20 protein-coding genes are annotated in these 20,042 nt (G+C 35.7%); 19 read left to right on the top strand and 1 reads right to left on the bottom strand.

The annotated features are described in order from the left end of the window. Positions 1 to 96 precede the first annotated feature (96 nt). On the top strand, positions 97 to 450 hold the full coding sequence (locus tag N3I35_16095) for an aspartate 1-decarboxylase (protein ID MCX8131601.1): 354 nt from the start codon (positions 97 to 99) through the stop codon (positions 448 to 450). 6 nt (positions 451 to 456) lie between these two features. Next, positions 457 to 2,238: a non-ribosomal peptide synthetase gene (locus N3I35_16090; protein MCX8131600.1), complete on the top strand. Its 1,782-nt coding sequence runs from the start codon at positions 457 to 459 to the stop codon at positions 2,236 to 2,238. A 380-nt stretch (positions 2,239 to 2,618) separates the two neighbouring features. Here N3I35_16090 and abc-f read toward each other — a convergent pair whose 3' ends face one another. Beyond that, a complete protein-coding gene (abc-f, locus tag N3I35_16085; GenBank protein MCX8131599.1) occupies positions 2,619 to 4,238 on the bottom strand; it encodes an ABC-F type ribosomal protection protein in 1,620 nt (539 codons plus the stop codon). A gap of 344 nt (positions 4,239 to 4,582) precedes the next feature. Between abc-f and N3I35_16080 the strand changes: the two genes are divergently transcribed. The 17 genes from N3I35_16080 (at position 4,583) to N3I35_16000 (ending at position 19,961) form a co-directional block, all read left to right on the top strand. Beyond that, positions 4,583 to 4,939, top strand: a complete 357-nt coding sequence (locus N3I35_16080) for a hypothetical protein (GenBank protein MCX8131598.1) — start codon at positions 4,583 to 4,585, stop codon at positions 4,937 to 4,939. 13 nt (positions 4,940 to 4,952) lie between these two features. Continuing rightward, on the top strand, positions 4,953 to 5,372 hold the full coding sequence (locus tag N3I35_16075; GenBank protein ID MCX8131597.1) for a hypothetical protein: 420 nt from the start codon (positions 4,953 to 4,955) through the stop codon (positions 5,370 to 5,372). Between the two features lie 418 nt (positions 5,373 to 5,790). Further along, positions 5,791 to 6,594, top strand: coding sequence for an SDR family oxidoreductase (locus N3I35_16070; protein MCX8131596.1), 804 nt, complete (start codon positions 5,791 to 5,793; stop codon positions 6,592 to 6,594). 10 nt (positions 6,595 to 6,604) lie between these two features. Continuing rightward, a complete protein-coding gene (locus N3I35_16065) occupies positions 6,605 to 7,708 on the top strand; it encodes an EFR1 family ferrodoxin (GenBank protein ID MCX8131595.1) in 1,104 nt (367 codons plus the stop codon). 597 nt (positions 7,709 to 8,305) lie between these two features. Then, a complete protein-coding gene (locus N3I35_16060) occupies positions 8,306 to 9,262 on the top strand; it encodes a GNAT family N-acetyltransferase (protein ID MCX8131594.1) in 957 nt (318 codons plus the stop codon). 268 nt (positions 9,263 to 9,530) lie between these two features. Beyond that, a complete protein-coding gene (locus N3I35_16055; GenBank protein MCX8131593.1) occupies positions 9,531 to 10,034 on the top strand; it encodes an RNA polymerase sigma factor in 504 nt (167 codons plus the stop codon). After that, positions 10,015 to 10,899 (top strand): zf-HC2 domain-containing protein, encoded by an 885-nt coding sequence (locus N3I35_16050; protein ID MCX8131592.1) that lies wholly within the window; start codon positions 10,015 to 10,017, stop codon positions 10,897 to 10,899. The genes N3I35_16055 and N3I35_16050 overlap by 20 nt, the downstream gene beginning before the upstream one ends. Before the next feature lie 25 nt (positions 10,900 to 10,924). Continuing rightward, on the top strand, positions 10,925 to 11,212 hold the full coding sequence (locus N3I35_16045; protein MCX8131591.1) for a MerR family DNA-binding transcriptional regulator: 288 nt from the start codon (positions 10,925 to 10,927) through the stop codon (positions 11,210 to 11,212). 189 nt (positions 11,213 to 11,401) lie between these two features. After that, positions 11,402 to 12,073, top strand: coding sequence for a DinB family protein (locus N3I35_16040; GenBank protein MCX8131590.1), 672 nt, complete (start codon positions 11,402 to 11,404; stop codon positions 12,071 to 12,073). 127 nt (positions 12,074 to 12,200) lie between these two features. Further along, entirely contained in the window at positions 12,201 to 13,127 is a 927-nt protein-coding gene (locus N3I35_16035) for a DUF1848 domain-containing protein (protein ID MCX8131589.1), read from the top strand. A 151-nt stretch (positions 13,128 to 13,278) separates the two neighbouring features. After that, positions 13,279 to 14,142: a hypothetical protein gene (locus tag N3I35_16030; GenBank protein MCX8131588.1), complete on the top strand. Its 864-nt coding sequence runs from the start codon at positions 13,279 to 13,281 to the stop codon at positions 14,140 to 14,142. A gap of 584 nt (positions 14,143 to 14,726) precedes the next feature. Continuing rightward, positions 14,727 to 14,861, top strand: coding sequence for a hypothetical protein (locus N3I35_16025; GenBank protein ID MCX8131587.1), 135 nt, complete (start codon positions 14,727 to 14,729; stop codon positions 14,859 to 14,861). A 2-nt stretch (positions 14,862 to 14,863) separates the two neighbouring features. Then, positions 14,864 to 16,093: a bifunctional GNAT family N-acetyltransferase/class I SAM-dependent methyltransferase gene (locus tag N3I35_16020; protein ID MCX8131586.1), complete on the top strand. Its 1,230-nt coding sequence runs from the start codon at positions 14,864 to 14,866 to the stop codon at positions 16,091 to 16,093. A gap of 150 nt (positions 16,094 to 16,243) precedes the next feature. Then, the gene (locus N3I35_16015) at positions 16,244 to 17,158 is read left to right on the top strand and encodes a YafY family transcriptional regulator (protein ID MCX8131585.1); all 915 of its coding nucleotides are present in this window, start codon (positions 16,244 to 16,246) and stop codon (positions 17,156 to 17,158) included. A gap of 64 nt (positions 17,159 to 17,222) precedes the next feature. Continuing rightward, a complete protein-coding gene (locus N3I35_16010) occupies positions 17,223 to 17,546 on the top strand; it encodes a hypothetical protein (protein MCX8131584.1) in 324 nt (107 codons plus the stop codon). Between the two features lie 316 nt (positions 17,547 to 17,862). Continuing rightward, on the top strand, positions 17,863 to 18,066 hold the full coding sequence (locus N3I35_16005) for a hypothetical protein (protein ID MCX8131583.1): 204 nt from the start codon (positions 17,863 to 17,865) through the stop codon (positions 18,064 to 18,066). 14 nt (positions 18,067 to 18,080) lie between these two features. Continuing rightward, positions 18,081 to 19,961, top strand: a complete 1,881-nt coding sequence (locus N3I35_16000; protein ID MCX8131582.1) for a YcaO-like family protein — start codon at positions 18,081 to 18,083, stop codon at positions 19,959 to 19,961. The last annotated feature ends 81 nt before the right edge of the window (positions 19,962 to 20,042 follow it).

Below are 20,042 nucleotides of genomic sequence, written 5' to 3'. Positions count from 1 at the left end.
AAAAATAATAGATTTAAATATTGTAACTAGTGTAACGTAAATTGGGTAAAATTTTAACATCTTATGCATTAGAGGTTTAGCGGAAGGAGTACAACTATTATGATTGAAGTGTTGAAATCAAAAATTCATAGAGCGACAATAACAGATGCAAACGTTGATTATGAAGGCTCTATAACAATTTCAGAGGAATTAATGCTACGTGCTAATATTCTTGAATACGAAAAAGTTTTGGTTGCTGATATCGCAAATGGCGCACGTTTTGAAACTTATGTAATTAAGACTAAGGTGCCAAATACAATCTGTGTTAATGGTGCTGCCGCAAAACTTGTTAATATTAAAGATAAAATTATAATAATGTCCTATAAATACTTTAACCAGGTTGAGTCTGGATACAAGCCAGTAGTAGTGCTTGTTGATGATAAAAATAATATAGTACAAGAAGGTAAATGATATTTTATGAATGATATATATTCATTATTTAGGCAGCAAGTATTGGTATGCAAGGATAAAATTGCTATACAGAATGGCAATAAGACTATGTCATATAATGAATTACAGGATTCTGTTAGTCATATTTCCGTCAAATTAATTGAGAAGGGAATTTGCAAACAGGATATCGTAGCGATTTATATGAAAAATTCTATTGAAACAGTTGTAGCGATGCTTGCAGTTTTGAACATTGGAGCAGTATGCCTGCCAATTGATATTCGCTCTCCAGAGATGAGAGTAATGCAAATTATTACCCATAGTAACGCTAAAAGTTTATTGTATAGTGAGATACCGGTCAAATCATTGCCGGCAGACCAACAAATTTTTATAACACTTGAGAATACATTCACCCATGAAACGTTGTCACAGCATAATTGCACAATTTATGGTCATGACCCAGCATTTTGCATTTATACATCTGGTTCAACTGGAAACCCAAAAGGTGTTATGCTGTCCCACAGCGGTATAATAAACCATATGGAAGCTAAACGAACACTGCTTTATATTAATGAAAGCAGCATATTATGTCAGAGTTTCAGCATTGGATTTGTGGCGACTATTTGGCAGATTCTAACTCCACTTACAACCGGAGCTAAATTAGTCATATACAATGAAGATATTCTGCAAAATGCATATACTTTATTCCAAAGGATAGAAAAGGATTCAGTAGAGGTAGTTTCCCTGATACCGCAATTTTTGCTTGCTTACTTAATGCTTATTCAAGGAGGAATGAAAAAAATTGAACTAAAGAATTTGAAATATATTATTTTAACAGGAGAAAAAGTAGATCCGGAAATTGTAAATATGTTCTATCAGCTTTATGCGATTCAGCTTATTAATGCTTATGGACAAAGTGAATGTTCTGATGATACCCTTCACTATGTCATACAACGAAAAACCAATTATGAAGAAATTCCGATAGGTAAACCTATAAATAATGTTTGGCTTTACATTTTAGACGAAGAAATGTCTAGAGTACAACAAGGCCAAAAAGGCGAGTTATGCATTTTCGGACAGTGCCTGGCTATTGGTTATTTGAATGATACAGAGATGACACAAAAAAAGTTTGTCCCAAACCCGTTTGCGCAAAACCAGAAAATATATAAAACCGGTGATTTTGTTAAAGAGTTGGATGATGGGAATCTTTTATACATTGGACGGGTAGATAATCAGGTTAAGATTCGCGGGCATAGGATAGAGCTTGAAGAAATTGAAGCTGTTATCAATCAATTTAAAGGAATATCGCAGTCAATAGTTAAAGTAACAGTAATAAATGAATCAGATAAGATGCTGGAAGCTTTCTATATAAGTGATGTTGACCTCAACATAGTTCAAATAAAAGATTACTTATCACAAAAATTGCCGATGTATATGATTCCATCGAAATTTACGAGAATAAAGGAATTCATTTATACACAAAACGGAAAGGTTGATCGTAATAGATTGGGTAAAAATATACTTATTACACGTAATAAAAAATCTAAACTGTTATCAGATTTTTCAGAGATCCAGCGACAAGCGTTTGAGGTAATAAAGTCTAATTTGGATGAAAAATTTACCATTGATTTACATTGTGGCACAGATTTATCTAGCGTAGGAGTTGATTCAATAACATTTATTAAGATAATAGTAGCATTAGAAAACGTATTTGAAATTGAATTCGATGTTGATATGTTATTATTTACAGCCTTCCCAACTATTCAATCATTGATTGAATACGTAGAGTCAAAGAAGTTAGAAAAAATTTAAATGCTATATCTTGAATTTGAATAATATGCTGACTTAGAGCCACTAATCCGCTTGAGTTGTGCCACCTTCATGCAGGGTGAGCCACCAAAAGTTTTTGGCTATAATGGATTTATACGCTACATCGTAGTGTAAATAAACCCATAGGAGGTCATTAGTTAATGACTCACCCAGCAACAGGGCGCCTCAATTTTAGCATGACACAATTGCGTATTGATTGCTCCGCCACACCGAAATATTCTATTAATCGGGGATTTTATACGCTTTATTTGTTTTCTGTAGATATTCAGCTAAAATTTGTTAGTTAAGGCGTAAGAATGATATATATTTTACATCTAGGTATTCTCATGGTGATATTATCCTAGATGTATAATATTTTCAAACTATAGGCTCTTTAATTGTGCAAGAATATTCTGATATTCCTTTTCAAGTGTTTCTTTATCAGCATTTCGTAAAGACAACTTTGAAACTACCTTAGTTAATCGAATTTGTAAAACTAATTTCTGAGTTTCCAAATTGGTATTCTTAGTAAATTGTATGCTTTCTTCATACTTTTTTAAATTTCCTTCAAATTCGTGAATCTGGTTGTTTCGTAGTATAAGTAATCTATTGGCTATAGCATCAACAAAAGATTTATCATGAGAGACGAATAATACGGTTCCATCATAATCACAGAGAACATTTTGCAAAGCTCTTATGGAAGTTATATCAAGATAATTTGTTGGTTCGTCAAGTAATAAAATGTTAGCCTTTGACAACATTATTTTTGCAAATGATACTTTTATCCTTTCTCCACCACTTAATACTTCAACTTTCTTATAAACATTATCTCCACAAATTAATAATCTAGCTAAAACTGTTCTTATGATGCTCTCACTTTGTATACTGTCTTGCATTACGTTTTCTAGGACAGTTTTGTTATAATCAAGGTTTTTCAAATCCTGATGGAAGTACCCAATTGCTAATTTCGGAACTAAGTATATTCTTTGGTCTAAGTTATTTATTAGATTCAATAACGTCGTTTTCCCCGTTCCATTATTACCCAATAAAGCTATCTTTTCACCGTTATATACCTTAAAACTAGCGTTATTAAATATTACATTTTTATTATAACTAAAGCTCAAATCTTTGCAAGATATTACAATCTTATTTTGAGGTGGATCGGTAAGTGAAAAATCTAGATTAATGCTTAGTAGTTCTTTGGGTTTTTGCTTCACATTAAGTCTCTTTATTCTTGAGAGAACAGCTTTTGCTGCCCTTTCCATGTTTTTTTGGCTAGACCCTCTTGAGCGCGCACATGGAGTATCACTACAAATTCTAGTGGGGTTTTTTGGCTTTTTTGCTATGTTTGCAGCTTCAATAATTTTTTTCTCAAAGACTTTTTCCAGTTTTATTTTTTCAGTTTTATATTGCTCATATTCCCGCCATTCACGTTCAGTTTCCATCTGTTTTTGTTTTTGGTAGGATGAATAGTTGCCATTATAAAAAAATAATTTTCCATACTTAATCTCAACGATCTTGTTGCACAAAGTGTCAAGCAGATCTCTATCATGGCTGACTAAAAGTAAGGTATCAACTTCAAGAAGCTTGTTCTTTACTAAATCAATTCCTTCATAATCAAGGTTTGATGTAGGCTCATCTGCAAATAATAAAATGCTGTTTCTGCTTAAAGCTTCTGCAACTTTTAGCCTTGTAAATTCACCTCCACTTACTATTTGATGGTCAATTTGATTAATGATACCAAATTCTTTAAGAATTTGAGTATTTGCTTCTATGTTTTCATCAGAAAACTGCCTGATATATGCGAATTGGCATAGTCTTCTAACAATACCTTCGTTCGGGTCGGTTTCCCCCGCCAAAATATTGAGTAATGTGGTTTTTCCTGCGCCATTTTGTCCCACAATTCCAATTTTATTACCACTGTGTATTTTAAATGAATCAAACGATAGGATTAATTGGTCACCATAATACTTTTTTATATTTATTGCTTCAAAGATAAGCATAAATCTCTCCTTTGCAAAAGCTGGAAAGATTAAATGAAAAATGAGATAGATACTATTCTATATACTTTGTCACTTAAACTAATCCAGCACAATTAGAGGCATATTTGCCTCTGAACAAAACCTCTCAATTTTTGCTGAATTAGCGTATTCTCATGCTTTAAGTAATACTCCTTCTTAATTCTTGAATATAATTATAATTGATTTACTATTTTAAATCAACCAATATTTGCTAAATGGTGTAAATCTAAATCGTCAAGCCACGTCTGAAATTCCTCCAGCGTCATACTCCCATTTATACACAACTCTCGTTTCTTCCTTGCCTCTTCCGACCACTCGTAAAAGGCTTGGCTAATAGTTGGCTATTAGATTCATCAAATGTAAAATTACTTGGGCTTGGAAATGGGATTAAGGATATATTTAAAAACAAGAACAGTGCATTTTCATATGAGGATTTGCCAAGTAACCCTGCAGGTGCGAATTTTGGAGATGTATTTTCGGACAATGGATATACAGTATGGGAAGATATTTGGGGGACAGAAAGAAAAGCTCGGTCAGCTAGTGAGCAATTTACTACTTATATTAAGGGATTAAAGCCAGCAGAACCAAAGAAAGCGCCAAACTGGAGTAAAATTCATGAAGCAAAGGAAAAAAGACAAATAAAAAAGGGTTTACTAGCTAATAAGTTATATTTGAAAATATAAGGATGAGTATTTTATGAAAAATTATTTTTCGACATTCATTAGAATTATAGGTATTGTAGTTGAGGTGTTTTTTATCATTATTTCTTTTGGAGATTTATTTGTTTTTTTTCATGCTGATGAAATCCAGCAAATACCAAAGTTTCGGGAGCGATTAATAAGTAATATTCAATATATAGTATTTGGAGTCTTATTATTGATCCCTTATAGAGAAATTAGATTACGTAAACTTGCATATCTACATTTTACTTTTATGATTTTTTTGGCTATGGTTATATGTAAAGATTTAGTCTATAGTATAAATAGCTATTTTGAGGGAGGTAAGAGTATATTAATAAGTTTTGCTGGTATATTCATACTACTATCAAATTTATGGGTAATTTTATGTATACAAGAAGAAATGAAGATAAAAGTTGAGTTACAATACTTTGAATAAGTATTAATTTATCTACCTGAGCACACTTATTAAAGTTAAGTACTTAGCCTTGATAGATCACACACTCTGTCAGGACTTTTTCTTTGTTACCCTGAATGTATGAATATACACTTGACTTAAGCTTTGTATTGCAGTCATACCAAGGCTATGATAACATTAAGTGAAATTGGCAAACAGGAAATCTTTTACGATAATGAGGATCGTGTAAGATTTATTGAGACACCGGATAAGTATGAAAAGAAAATAAAAATAGAATTATTACCTGGTGTCTGATGAACAATCACTTGCAGCTTATCTTGGTATCACACCAGTATGACCCAGCAGAATCAGAAATAAGCCCAATCTTAACAAATGATAATGCGTCGGCTTTCCGAAGTTAGTATGATGTAATCATCATACTTCATGGAGGTCAGTTGTTATGGAAAAGGAAGAAGTCGTGCTTATTACCGGATGCTCTTCCGGAATTGGCCGTGAACTCAGCCGGGTATTGGCGGACAAAGGGTATATAGTTGTTGCAACAGCCAGGAAAGTGGATACTATTAAGGATCTGCCAGCATCCTTAAGGCTGCCGCTTGATGTTACAAAAAGTGAGTCGATAGCCGGTGCAGTACGCGAAGTTATTGCTCGATTCCAAAAAATCGACATTTTGGTTAACAATGCAGGATACTCAATCAGAGGTGCCCTAGAAGAAATCAGTATTGAAAACATGAAAAGTATGTTTGATGTAAATGTTTTCGGCATAATCAATATGATTCAGGCTGTAATACCTGAAATGCGCAGGAACGGAGCCGGAAAAATCATCAACATCGGTTCGGTATCGGGGAAATTCGCCCAGCCGGTTAATGGAGCGTATTGCGCCTCAAAGTTCGCTGTTGAGGCATTAACTGATACCCTTCGTTTAGAATTGTTCAAACAAAATATTCAAGTAACAGTAATCGAACCGGGCCCAATCAAAACCGGATTTTTTAAGACAATGGATGAACATTCATGCTATCTTATGACAAATCCGGCTTCCTGCTATAAAAGTTTATATAGCTCAGATACAAGACGCAGGGAAATGCAGGCTTATGCTCAACCTCAAAAAGCTGCAGAAACTATTTGTAAAATTATCGGGGAAAGACGGCTGAAATCCCGCTATGAGGTTGCAGTTCCTTATGCATTAAGTATGATCGCACGCTTCCCTGATTCTCTGAGAGAATACCTGATGAAAAACTTACGCTAGGTGGTGCAGTATGGATTATAGTTTTCTGAAGATCAAATTCATGAGCGGGACCGGGAATTCTTACAGGGCTGCAGTATGGATGAAAGAAGCAGCCCAGGGGAAAGGGATCAGCTCCGAACTGGAGCAAATTACCGGGCATCATAATAAAACTGCTGCCGGCAAAAAGCCGGGAACTTTGATGGGGTTTGTTTTTCCAACCTATGGTCTTACAGCTCCCTGGCTGGTAATCCGGCATGCCTTACAGCTGCCTCGCGTGAAAGGACAACATGCGTTTGTGGTAGCGACCAAAGGTGCGCTGATGTTTGATTCGGTTCCTTTCCGCGGCTTTGAAGGGTCTGCAGCTTATTTGATTGCCTTGATCCTTATGCTGAAGGGATGCAGAATCCGTGGCGTGATGGGGCTGAATATGCCAGCCAACATGATAAATGTACACCCCGGCCTGACTGAGGCAGATTCGAGAATCATTATTGATCAAGCAAGGATTAAAGAGGATTTTTTCATTGATCGCATACTCAGCGGCAGGAAAGAATTTTGGGGTATTCCGGATTTGCTCCTGGGCCTTGCATTGCTTCCGGTGTCTTTCATATATATGGTATTTGTACGCTTTTTCCTGGCAAAGCTGTTCTTTGCCTCGGAGAATTGCACAGGCTGCGGACTTTGTGCAAAAAGCTGTCCGAAAAAAGCAATCAAAATGATTGGATGGAAAAAGCTCCGCCCCTACTGGAAACTCACCTGCGAAGGCTGTATGCGGTGCATGGGGTATTGCCCAAACCAGGCCATTGAAGCAAGTCATTTATTTGCTGTTTTTTTATACTTAATAATAACTATGCCTATATTCTCCTATATATTGGATGGACTGAGCGACATATTGAAGGTGGACATGAGCTATTCATTTGCTAAAACAATATTCTATTATCTATACTATTTATTTTCAATATCCTTTGCATATTATATATTTTCATACTTCATTAGAATTCCTATGCTTAACAAGCTTTTTACATATACAACATTTACATATTTTTACCGCCGTTATCATGAGCCGGACACTGAATTAAAAGATATTGCAGGGAAAGTACGGCAAGAGTTGTTTTACAACCGAAAAAATAAAAAGTAGTGATGATCGCTGCATGTATTTTCTGTTATGAACCGTCTATAAGTCTGCCATTGATTATCAGGTATATCTGGAATATTCTTTTTCTTAATGTTCAAATAATTGTCATGCGATAATCAGACTTTAATGGCTCGTGGGATGGCTGACATTAACAAGATTATCATTATGCTTTTAATTTAAGACAGCCATAAACAACGATGTTCCGGAATTAGCCATTTGGGCTGAAACAGCAGTAATAAAGGTTGTTGCACCGGTATTAAGTATATAAGGCAGTGCTAACTGCACTGCCTGAACTTGTACCCAGTATTTTGCCTCAAATCCTTATTAACTATTATTAACATCCACCTGAAAAAACCAGTTGACAGCTATGAAAATTCATAACAGATTTACCCATTACAATATTTGATATATAATATATGGGTTATTTGCATTAAATTAATGACTAAAATGAACAGTAATTACGTTTTATGTACAGCTTGTGTTATTTCGCTAATCAGCGTTTTAATAAATCTTTTTGGAAAGGAGGAGTTTGCTATGACTGTCAATAAAAAAATATGGAGGGTGTCCATTCAATAGCTCTCCGTCGGTGGAGGAATTTTTGTGCATAAAAAAATAGTAGTGGAACAAATCGAAAATCATAACACTTTGAGTTTGTTAGAGTTATGGAAAAAACAATTCGCATATTTCTGTTCGGATGCAGATTTATATGAATTTTGGGAAAATAATACACAAGAGATTTTAGAATTTATACGAGCACATGCTCAGACAGGGAGAGGCGTAGTTGCAAGGATAGATAATGAAATTGTAGGTTATCTGGTATATGATGCATTTTGTTTTCATGGTGCAGAAAGCGCGTTTATTCCTTTTGCTGGAAATGCTTCTATCCAGGAAAACAGGGAGATAATTTATTCAGTCATGTATCAAGAACTTGCGAAAACATGGGTCAATGCTGGGATTAAGAGTCACTATATTACTATTCCGTTTTCAGATAATCATATCAAAAACGCGTTGTTTGATATAGGATTTGGTTCGTATCTTATTGATGCGTTTTCAAATCTTTGTTCGGCTAATTACACTTTTGACAAGAGTATAATTATTGAAAAGGCGATACAACAGGATGTTTCTGAGTTGTATGATTTAGTAAAGTTATCAAATGATTATTATCGAGATTCGCCAATATATCTCAATAGGGAAAATGTAACCTTGGAGGAACTGGAGAAACTTGTATATACCAGCAATGTGTTTGTAGCAAAGCACTTTAGCAGGATTGTTGGATTTCTGAATCTAACAATAGCAGAAGAAGATGATGTTTTGAGAATGTGTGCTAAGAATTTTGGGTCAATTGATGAAATAGGGGCATATATAATAAAAGAGTACAGAAATAGAAATATTGGTAACCAATTACTCAATGAAGCAGCAAATTTTTGCATGGATAATAAAATTTCCTGTGTCCATGTAGACTTTGAAACTTCTAATCTATATGCAAACAAATTTTGGAGAAAATTCTTCAATCCAGTAATGATTTCTTTGAAAAGGACGATCCACGCGGATATATAGGAGTATATTTCTAAGTTAGTAACAGATAAAGGGAGTGTCGAAAAATAACCAAATTCTGCTTTGGAGAGACACTCCTTTTCACTCTGTATTTATCTTTCCACCAATGTTTTCATGTAAGTCTGTCTTTCGCCTTAATTAAGGCCGAAGGGCTATTAATATTGAGCAAGGCAGGATATGCATAGGTAGACAGACATTTTGCATAATTGGTATAAGAAATATTTGTAACGAAATGCAAAATTTATCGTTATACTTATGAGGAGGTGACAAGTTGCTGGAAATAGAGATGCTGTACAACAGATATTTCTCGAGAGTATACTCCTTTGCAATCAGGTTAAGCAGCGACGATAGTATTGCAAGAGAGATTACACAACAAACATTTTTTAAAGCCTTGGAGAAAAGTAAAAACTTGAGCGATGATGCAAATGTTTTTTCCTGGCTTTGCCAGATTGCAAAGAATACTTATATAGACTATCTTCGTAAGGATAAGCGGATAGTGTCACTTGAAAATATCGAAGATATTAGTGAAGAAAGAAATTTGGAGCAAGAGTATTGCGAGAAAGAGCACATACTCAAAATCCATGAACAGTTGCATAAGCTAAATGAACCATATAAAGAAGTATTTATGCTGCGGGTTTTCGGCGAACTTTCTTATAGAGAAATAGGTAAAATTTTTTGCAAAACTGAAAATTGGGCAAGAGTAACCTACTTTAGGGCCAAGGTTCAGATTCAGGAAGGAATGGAGGGCTATTGCAATGAAAAGAATAACTTGTGATGTTGCAAAAGATATTATGCCGTTATGCATTGACGGCGTATGCAGTGAAAATAGTAAGCAACTGGTTGAAGGTCATATTAAAGAGTGCGCAACGTGTAAGAAACTATGGGACTCGTACTGTAACTCATCAATACCTGATGAAATAAAGGAAGATAATAATAAAATATTTAAAGACTTGGCACTCCGGGTAAAGAAAAGAAACAGGCGAAAGACAATGTTCATAGTGTTGGGAGCGATATGCATTAGCATTATTATGATAATATGTTTCGGTCTTATAGTATTAGGTTTACTTTCACTTGGCAATCAAAGCTATACGACGATTGATATCAGTAACTATGGCATATATGAAGGTCATATAGATGGTGAAAAAGAAGATTTACGGGGCGGGCTATATATATTTCCCAAGGAAATTTCGAAAAACGCCAAGGATATAGAGTTTCTTTATTCATGTAGAGGAATGGGGTTTTCTGTAGGTTATCAGCAGTTTTTAAAATGTACCTACTCTGATGAAGAATACAGAGCAGAAATTGATAGGCTTAAAAATATAAAATGTGAGATTAAAATAAAAAACGGAAAAGTAGCCAATTCCATCGAATATTCAAATACAAAATTTAATTACCCTGCATATATTACGGCTTATGGAAGTAGTAAAGTATATGAGTATGCATTATGTAATGAGGAAACAAAAACCATCGTATATGTATATCTTCAGACTGTTTCAAACAATAAAGTGGCATTTAGCAAAGAATATTTGCCAATTGAGTATCAGAATGGAAAAGAATTATTAGAAAATGATAATTTCAATAACACTAATATCTATCATTACAATCTGGGAAATGGAGTTTTTAAGAATTTTAGAGAATAAGGTGCAAATGGTTTGGTGATTTACAATGCAGAAAAATAAAAAAAGTTATAATGCTATTGACCTGGCTAAAATGTTCGGTATTCATCCGAATACCATAAGGCTTTATGAAAAATTGGGTTTTATATCCCAGGCACAAAGAAATACAAATAACTACCGTATGTTTGAAGAACTGCATGTTTTGCAGATGAAAGTATGTCGGAGTATATTTGGCTATCCTTTTACAAACAGGCGAATAAGGAATGCCGGAAATGAAACTATGTGGGCAATAGCAAAGAAACAGTGGGATACTGCAAGACAACATGCAGATTGCTAGTGGTGCCTTGGAATATAGCCATACGCCAAAAGATACATTGGATACGATTGATTTCGACATGGTGAGCCACACAGCTAAATATTTGATTGACGGCGTTTAGTTTATTCAGGATATGCGATGGAATAGAGAACGCTTTTAAGTTATAATGTGGTAAATGTTATTTCTTAATATTTATAAGGCGGTGCAAACTTGAAGGATTTAAACAGAGTATATTGGAATGAACAATTTAAGATTTTGCAGGACACATGGTCGAAATCAAATGACTTTGAAAAATGTATAGATATATTTTTAGCTATTCATGGGATGGTTCATTCATCTCAGGTATCTCCAACGACTTTTTCTTTTGAAGATGAATTATGGAATAAAATGAATGAATCTGCATTTAGAAAGCTTTTCATAGAAGAACAGTCTATTGCATGGAAGCTTTGGCATTCTGCTAGAATCGAAGATATTACCATGAATATTTTGATTGCAAATGAATCACAGGTTATGACTAACGGAGACTGGACAGAAAAGCTAAGTATAAACTTTTATGATACAGGAAATGCAATGAATGAGAATGAAATTGAGCAATTATCGAATTCAATAGAAATGGAAGCTTTAAGGGGATATAGAAACTCCGTTGGCCTAAGAACAATAGAAATTGTAAAATCCTTAAAACCTGAGGAGCTGAAAAATAGAGTAGAGCCATCAAGGTTAAAACGGTTATTAGATGAAGGAGCTGTGCATAATGAGGCAGCTTGGCTCCTTGACTATTGGGGTAAAAAGACTTATTCAGGACTTCTCCTTATGCCTGCAAGCAGACATCTCTTTGTTCATCTGAATGAATCATTTCGGCTGCTTGCCAAAAGAGCGCGATAGATGCATGAGTGGGAGCTGGGCATGTTTAATAAAAGAGAGTTAAGAGATATTAAGAAAGTGTAACTCTGCAAATAAATGTTAAACTCATTTGTAGCAATTTTAAAGTTCATGCAGTTGAGGTGATTTTATGATTTTATCTGTTTCAAGACGCACTGATATTCCCTGCTATTATTCTGAGTGGTTCATAAACCGCTTGAAAGAAGGGTATGTTCTAACCAGGAATCCTATTAATCATTCACAGGTGAGTAGAATTTCTTTGTCGCCTGATGTTGTGGATTGCATTGTTTTTTGGACAAAAGATGCAAAGAATATTATTCCTCACCTCAAACTTATCGATAATATGGGGTATAAATATTATTTTCAATTCACGCTTACACCATATGATTGCACGATTGAGAAAAATATGCGTGACAAGAATGATATTGTGAGTACGTTTATTGAGTTGAGCAGTTTAGTCGGTAAAGAACGGGTGTTGTGGAGATATGACCCTATAATATTGAATGACAGACTGACAGTAGATTACCACCTGGGGCAGTTTTTACAGCTTTGTGATAGACTCCGTTCATATACAGAAAGCGTTACAATTAGCTTTGTGGACTATTATAAGAAGTTAAGGACAGATGTTATCAGAGATATAACCGATATGGAAATCGCTGAACTTGCAGTATTTATTGGACAAACTGCAAAGAGCTATGACCTGGATGTAAAAGCCTGTTGTGAGAAAATGGATTTGACTGTTTATGGTATTGGAAAAGCCAGTTGTATAGATAAAGATATTATTGAAAAGGTATGCGGTCATAAGCTTGATGTGAAGCAGGATAAAAACCAGAGGGAATACTGTGGATGTGTGGAAAGTATAGACATTGGTACTTATAACACCTGTGCCAATGGCTGCGTATACTGTTATGCAAATTTTAGTGAAAAATCAGTTGAATCAAATATGAAAGCATATAATCCCAAATCTGAAATCCTCAACGATATACTTAAATCAGAAGAAAGGGTAACTGAAAGAAAAGTAAAATCACTTAAGAAAGTCCAAATAGAATTGTTTTGACAAGCGGGGTTCTATAAAATTTATTTGTTTCAATAATTAATTTTCTGCCAATACTAATTGTAAATAATTATATTCATTTCTTAGAATGGTACCAGGATTAGTACTTAAGTTTGTAACATTTGGTGATTGTGTTTTCTGCATGGAGGAAATTATGAGCCCAACATTTTGGACTAATACCATATGGTATGTCTTATTAGGCATTACAAGCGTTGTTGCTTCAATACTAATAATAAGGAAGCCCGATTGCAGAAAATTCAATATAGCTTTTACTTTTACAACTTTGGGTTTTGTTTACAGCGCAGAGTCTATTCTCCTTGGTTTCTATGGCGGGGCCTATAATTATTATCCAAAGATTTCCAAGGATGCATTTCTTGATACAGTTATGGGAAATCACTTTTCTCAACTTTCAATCTGTACTACATTGGTATTGTTGGTTATATACAAATCACGTACAATATGGAATTTTATTTCTGCTGTAATTTATTACTTAATTGAAATTCTTTTTTTAAAACTGGGAGTATATCAGCATAATTGGTATAAAGCTTGGATTACTTTAGTTGGCTTAATAGTGCTGGCTTTCCTGTTTAAAAAGTGGTATTATAAACTACTCAATTCACCAAAATTCTTGACTTACTATTTTGCCTTGTATTTTGCGGTTGTGTCCAGTTACGGGTTAGTGCGTTCAGCTTTTGTATATGGAAAGTTTCGAATAATAAACTATAATGTGTTTCCAAATGTATTTAAGGACAATTTGATATTGGTTCATATTCCCCTTTTCATAATCATAAATATTATGATTTATGTTTATCAGATGAAACTAAGCTGGTTTGTGAAGTGTATGGTATTTAGCGGATTGTTTTTAACTCAATTTATATTAACGAAAATAGGTGTAATAACTATTCGTCCCGGATGGTTCTTAACTATAACCTCAGCAGATGTGTTATCCTGCTACTTGATCGTAGTTATCATGGATTCACTTCTTAAATCCGGAACAAAAAACTTCAGTAATTGTTAAGAATAAGCTCTTCATTAGTAAATAGAAAAGGCAGTTTATTGATCACTTCTGGTATGAGATGTTCTGGGTTTAGTGCTACCAAAGAGGATACTTCATGCATGTTCAGTGGCGAGAAAAATTGATGATCGGATTTTAAAAATATATTATGATCTTCTTTACATTTGCAAGTACGCATAGTAAAATATTCTCAAATTCAAACAAAGTGAGGTAGTCCCATGCCAGCTAACGCTTAAATTTTCTGAAACGAATAAATGTATTTATAGCCTTGTTGTCCAGGGCTTTAATTTGTTGCGTAAAAGAAAATTAAGTGAGAGCTGCATATTGAGTGAGATATATCTATTTATTAAGTGAAGTGGCATTTCTATTGCTGAGGGTTTTCCTAGCTTAAGAAATGTTCAATAAATATCATTTATTTCAGTACATCAATCACCATTCTCATTGTCTTAATTTTCAAGGCAATGACATGGTGATTTTGTTTTGTGTAAAATGTGCAGCTCGGAAAGGGCTGTGAATGCTAATAAGTGTCATGATCCGCGAAATTGGCGGGTACTTTGTGTTGGAAGAGGAAAGGAGAAATAAGAATTATGGAGAGAAAAGGGAGTGATTCAATGTACTTGCTGGAAGAGGTGCTTGAAAACCGGATGATTGCAAAACCTTATAAGGTATCAGAGGTTGATGTAACAAAATATGAAAACAGAAACAGATGGGAGGTATTATAGACATGCTGATAACTAACATTGAAACAAAAAGGCTTGACCTTCGTCCTTTTACACGGGAAGATGCTTATGCGGCGTCAATAAACAGTCGGCAGCCTAAGGTTGCTTTCTGGATGCAGGATATGATATTGAATAATGAGGAAGATGCTATTAAATGGATTGATTGGATAAATGAGAAGTGCCAGGCATCTGAACTATTCAGAGTGTTTGCCATTGAACGTAAAGAAGATAATGTATGTATTGGACTGATTGGATATGCTCCAAAGGCAGAGATAAACAACGAGATAGAAATTCTTTTTGCAATTGCCGATCCGTTCCAGGGGTACGGTTATGCGCCTGAAGCAGCAAAAGCGCTAATCTGGTACGCCTTTGAGAAGCAGGGTCTGGCTGTGATTTCAGCTATTATAAAGCCCGAAAACACTTCATCAAGAAAAGTCATCGAAAAATTGGGGTTTGTTTATGGTGATTCACGAAGGCTGAATTATAACGGGAATATGGCGGATTTTGACTATTACCGTTTATATCATATAGAGCATATTCCTGATGCTGATTGGAACTTTAATTGCAATGTGGAAGAAATGTCTGAGTTTTTCGATGCACGAGCAGACGGCTATGATTCACATATGCTAAAGAGGGTGGCAGATATTGAATGCTATAAGTGTGTTGCAGAATCTATTCCTGTAAACAGCAATGAAATGGACATACTTGACATCGGCTGCGGCACTGGAATTGAGCTGGAATATCTGCTTAACCGTGTACCCAAAGCAAAAGTTACATGTATTGATATGTCAGAGAAAATGCTGGAGTTACTGAAAGACAAATATTCCTCAAAAGCTCAGCAGATACATACAATATGCGGTTCATACATTGGGTGGGAATATCCGCAGGAGTCCTTTGATTATGTTGTATCAAGCTTCACTTTGCATCACTTTATGGAGGATGTAAAAGCAGGAATATACAGAAATATAGTATCTTCTCTGAAACCTGGAGGTTTGTACATCGAATCCGATTTTATCGTTGACAGAATGATGATGGAGCAGTATATGCAAAGGTATTTTCGTATTACAAAGGAACTGGTAGACAAACGATATAGTGGATATTATCACATTGATATACCTTTTACAATTGATCTGCAGAAAGAACTGCTTCTGAAAGCTGGTTTTTCTCACGTTTCAGTATTCCATGAGGATATCAAGCCGGAAGGCAGTCACGCTGTTCTGATTGCCCGGAAGTAGTTTGAGAAAGGGGCGTTCCCTGCATTGAATTCAGACTCATTTGGAGGAACGCTCCCATACAATATGAATCGGAGGCTGCGATAGTGAGTATACAAATAGAATGCATTTTGTTAATATATATAAAAATGTGCTTTTGATATGAGGTAGGCAATGAAAATAGACCGTTTATTGGGTATCATTACCGTGTTATTACAGCGTGATAAAGTAACTGCGCCGGAGCTCGCGAAAAAGTTTGAGGTTTCCCGCAGGACAATTCATAGAGACATTGATGACATTTGTAAAGCAGGTATTCCCATTATTACCTACCAGGGTGGAGATGGGGGAATCTCTATTGCTCATGGCTATAAGCTTGATAAGAGTGTATTAACCATTGATGAATTACATAGCATTATAGCTGGCTTGAAAAGCATTGGCAGTGTTTCTGATTCTGCCAGAATTGAAGGATTGATTTTAAAGCTGTCACCTAAAACTGAGGCTGTTGTTTCAGTAAAAGACAGTATTATCATAGACCTTTCCTCACATTATAAATCAAGCCTTTCAGAAAAAATCAGCCTGATAAAATCAGCAATAAAGGAAAACAAGCTTGTGAGCTTTGATTACTATTCTGAAAAGGGACTTGCAAACAGGACGATTGAGCCATATTTTATTACATTTAAATGGACATCCTGGTATGTGTTTGGCTACTGTAGGAACAGGAATAATTTTCGTCTGTTCAAACTTAACCGTTTATGGAGGCATGGAGTGCTTGATGAGGTATTTGTTCCAAGAGAAGTGCCCTCTGAAGAGTTTGATTTAGATGATTATTTTACTGATGAAAACAGAATTACCATTTTGTTTGACAAGTCATTGGAATATCGTCTTGTTGAGGAATACGGGCCTGATTGTTATCAGATTATGGAGGATGGAAGGTTGAAATTTTCTGTCGGATATACAAATAGAGGCTATATGGTATCCTGGGTTCTGGGATTTGGAGATAAGGCTAAGGTTATTGAACCTGTTGATTTGGTCAATGAAATAAAGGAAAAGGCAAAAAATATTATCCGGAATTATGAACATGATGTATAAATGTATAATAGATAAATTAAGTGCTGGTTGGATGAAGGGCAAAGTATAGAGGAGAGTTTATACAATGCGTACAGAAAAAGAAATGTTTGCTTTAATTTTAGAGCAGCGAAAGATGAAGTGTTTTATCCTATCTTCCAACGGTATCGGCAGTTGTTGGCAAGGATGGCCAAAGCCTACGAAGGGAATACTAAATGTTACAAATCTTGAATTCGTTATATTAATGGCATTTGGAAAGCCTAATGAACCATTGTACAGGTTAAGTGTATCCGAATTTAAGAGAAAGCCTCTCGAACAAATTAGAAACATGGAAGGTGAGGATGAATTACTCGAACCTGTACGCCTTGCTCCAACGACCAACCATGGTTTTTTGCAGGAGGAAACAGTATAATCCATGCATACTGCACTAAATCAAACTTAATAAAAGCCCTTATTTATGAAAAGACTAACAAGATTGAAATGGGCATAGGTATTTGTCATTTGTTGATAGCTGCACAACACTTCGGCAAAAGTGTCGAATTCAGTAAAAATAGCGATGTACAAAATGATTTGCCTGGATACTATTATTTCACTTCATTGAAAATTGTTTGATTAATCTTACTTACTCTTATTTTGTGGTAAAGTTGAAAATATTTGATGCTTACGCATAATTAGGATTGCTCGTGGCAATAACAATACTAATACTACAAAAAATAAGGAGAAAAGAAATGAAACAGAAAGAAAGTAATCAGGAAGAAATACTACAAGAACTAATTAGATGTATCGTAAGAAAAGGGGCTAAAACACTTGATGATAGTGAATTCCTTAATATAGCCGGCGGATCAAGCGAGGAATTAAGGACGCAGCTTGAAGCTATTTGTTCAAAAGATGGCTGCTGGTGTCCAGATCCTCCTGGAGGTTGTCGTTGTTAAGCTCCAGCTATAATGTGATACATCAATATCGAAAGGATTGTCCCCCGGAAGAAACGGTGGACAGAATCCGTACCATTCTGCAGAATGCAAAGATTAATGTTCATGAATCATATTATTTGGCTTCAAGTGATCGACTTCACGCGGTACGGCTTGATCTTTCGGATTTGCCTGGATGCGGGTGCAATGGCAAGGGGACAACGAGGCAACTGGCTCTGGCGAGCGCGTACGCAGAACTAATGGAGCGGCTCCAGAATAGATTTATGAATGGATTCATGGAATATTATGGTAAGATGCCTAAGCTGGAGTATTCACTAGATCCTCCTGACCAGATTCATGTTCCAGTCCATAAATACCTTAAAGAACAACCTGGTTTTCTACAATGGTTTATTGCTCCACCAATAGATAATGTGCCTTTTCCGAATGACTGCGAAGTAATTTGCCTCCCATATTTTGATTTTGAAAAACAATGTATGGTCAATTTACCCTATAGTCTACAGTTTGGAAATGCAAGATGGTCGCTTATGCTGAATCGGATTGGTTCTACCGGGATGTGTGCTGGCAATTCCTTCTATGAGGCTGTTTGTCAAGGACTTTGCGAAATCATGGAGCGTTATGTTATGAGACAGGCGTTTTCAGATAGTCTATATGAGTTTCCAACAGTTCCTCTGGAGGTATGGGCAGATCGTCCGATATATCCCGTCATTCAGGAAATACGCGCCAAGGGACTAACTGTAATGATTAAAGATTGCAGCCTTGGAGGGTGTTTTCCTGTAATCGGGACTGTTTTGATAGATAATGAAAACAAAGGAGTATTGCGATACGGCTCTGATCCAAATATCGATATTGCACTAGAGCGATGCTTAACAGAGAGTTTTCAAGGTACATTGGACAAAAGGTATCCTAAGCAACGTATTCCGATCAAGCTTTCCCATAAGCAATTCCAAGGTCCCCCATTTTTTGATTCTGCAAAAAACCGGCTGTTTCAATTCGTGCGGTGTGTGAAAAACGGATCAAGTGAGATCCCGGTAAATATGTTGGTATCGTCTTTTGCAAAAGGACTTCCAGCCGGATTCGCAGACAGGGTTAATACAAGCCGTGAAGCCTTTGAGTTCGTTGTAAGACGGATTCATGATTTGGGAGGAAAGATTTTTATCCGGGATGTATCATTCCTTAGTTTTCCATCTTTTCATGTTTTTGTTGAAGGAATGTCTAACGCATTAATTCCGCCGATTAGCCAGGGGCAAGTTGAGAATATGTTTAAACGATCAAAGAAGCAATCGGACCGGTGGTGTATTCTTCACCTCTCCCATGCCTCAGAACAAGAGCTTAATGCCTGCATCTTGGCACTGGAAACTGAATGGAAAGCTGCAGAAGATGATCCGCTTCAATATGAATTGAGGAAGGAAATACCTTTATTCTCCTGGATGGCCGGATTGATAATATCACCGTCCTGGGACTGCTCTTTTTTGGAACAAGGGGATTTTCTTTTATCGCTTCTATTCCATCGGATTGGTGACTATAAGCATGCTTATAAATATTTGAGAGATAACCTGCGTAGGACAGGATATGACCTGCAAAATAAAAAATATTTTGCAGGTGTTCTGGAATACTTTCGATTGATGGCTGATGGGTGGGCGATCTCGGACATCCGACACCATCTTAAGGAAATATATGATGAAGATTTAGCCTCAGAGATAATAGCGGACCTTTGTGACCGGAAAAATGCATTTCAATATATGCGGCTGCCGGATTGTGGGCAATGCAATAAGTGCCCGATCAATAAGTTCTGTCATTATGAGGATTGGCTTCAGGTACAGAATTCAGTGCGTAGTAGGCTTTCAAGGTTCAATCAAGCTGAACAGACTGCGATGTATAACAGCCTCAAGGAGGTATGAAAAATGAACAGAGGCTTATTGCCAGATATAAGCGAGACTGCAAACGAAATATTGAGTACCTTTAAGATGAAATATATTTTG

The sequence above is a fragment of the Clostridia bacterium genome (assembly GCA_026414765.1).
Taxonomy (GTDB): domain Bacteria; phylum Bacillota; class Clostridia; order Acetivibrionales; family DSM-27016; genus SKW86.
This window is presented reverse-complemented; position numbering and strand designations above follow the sequence as displayed.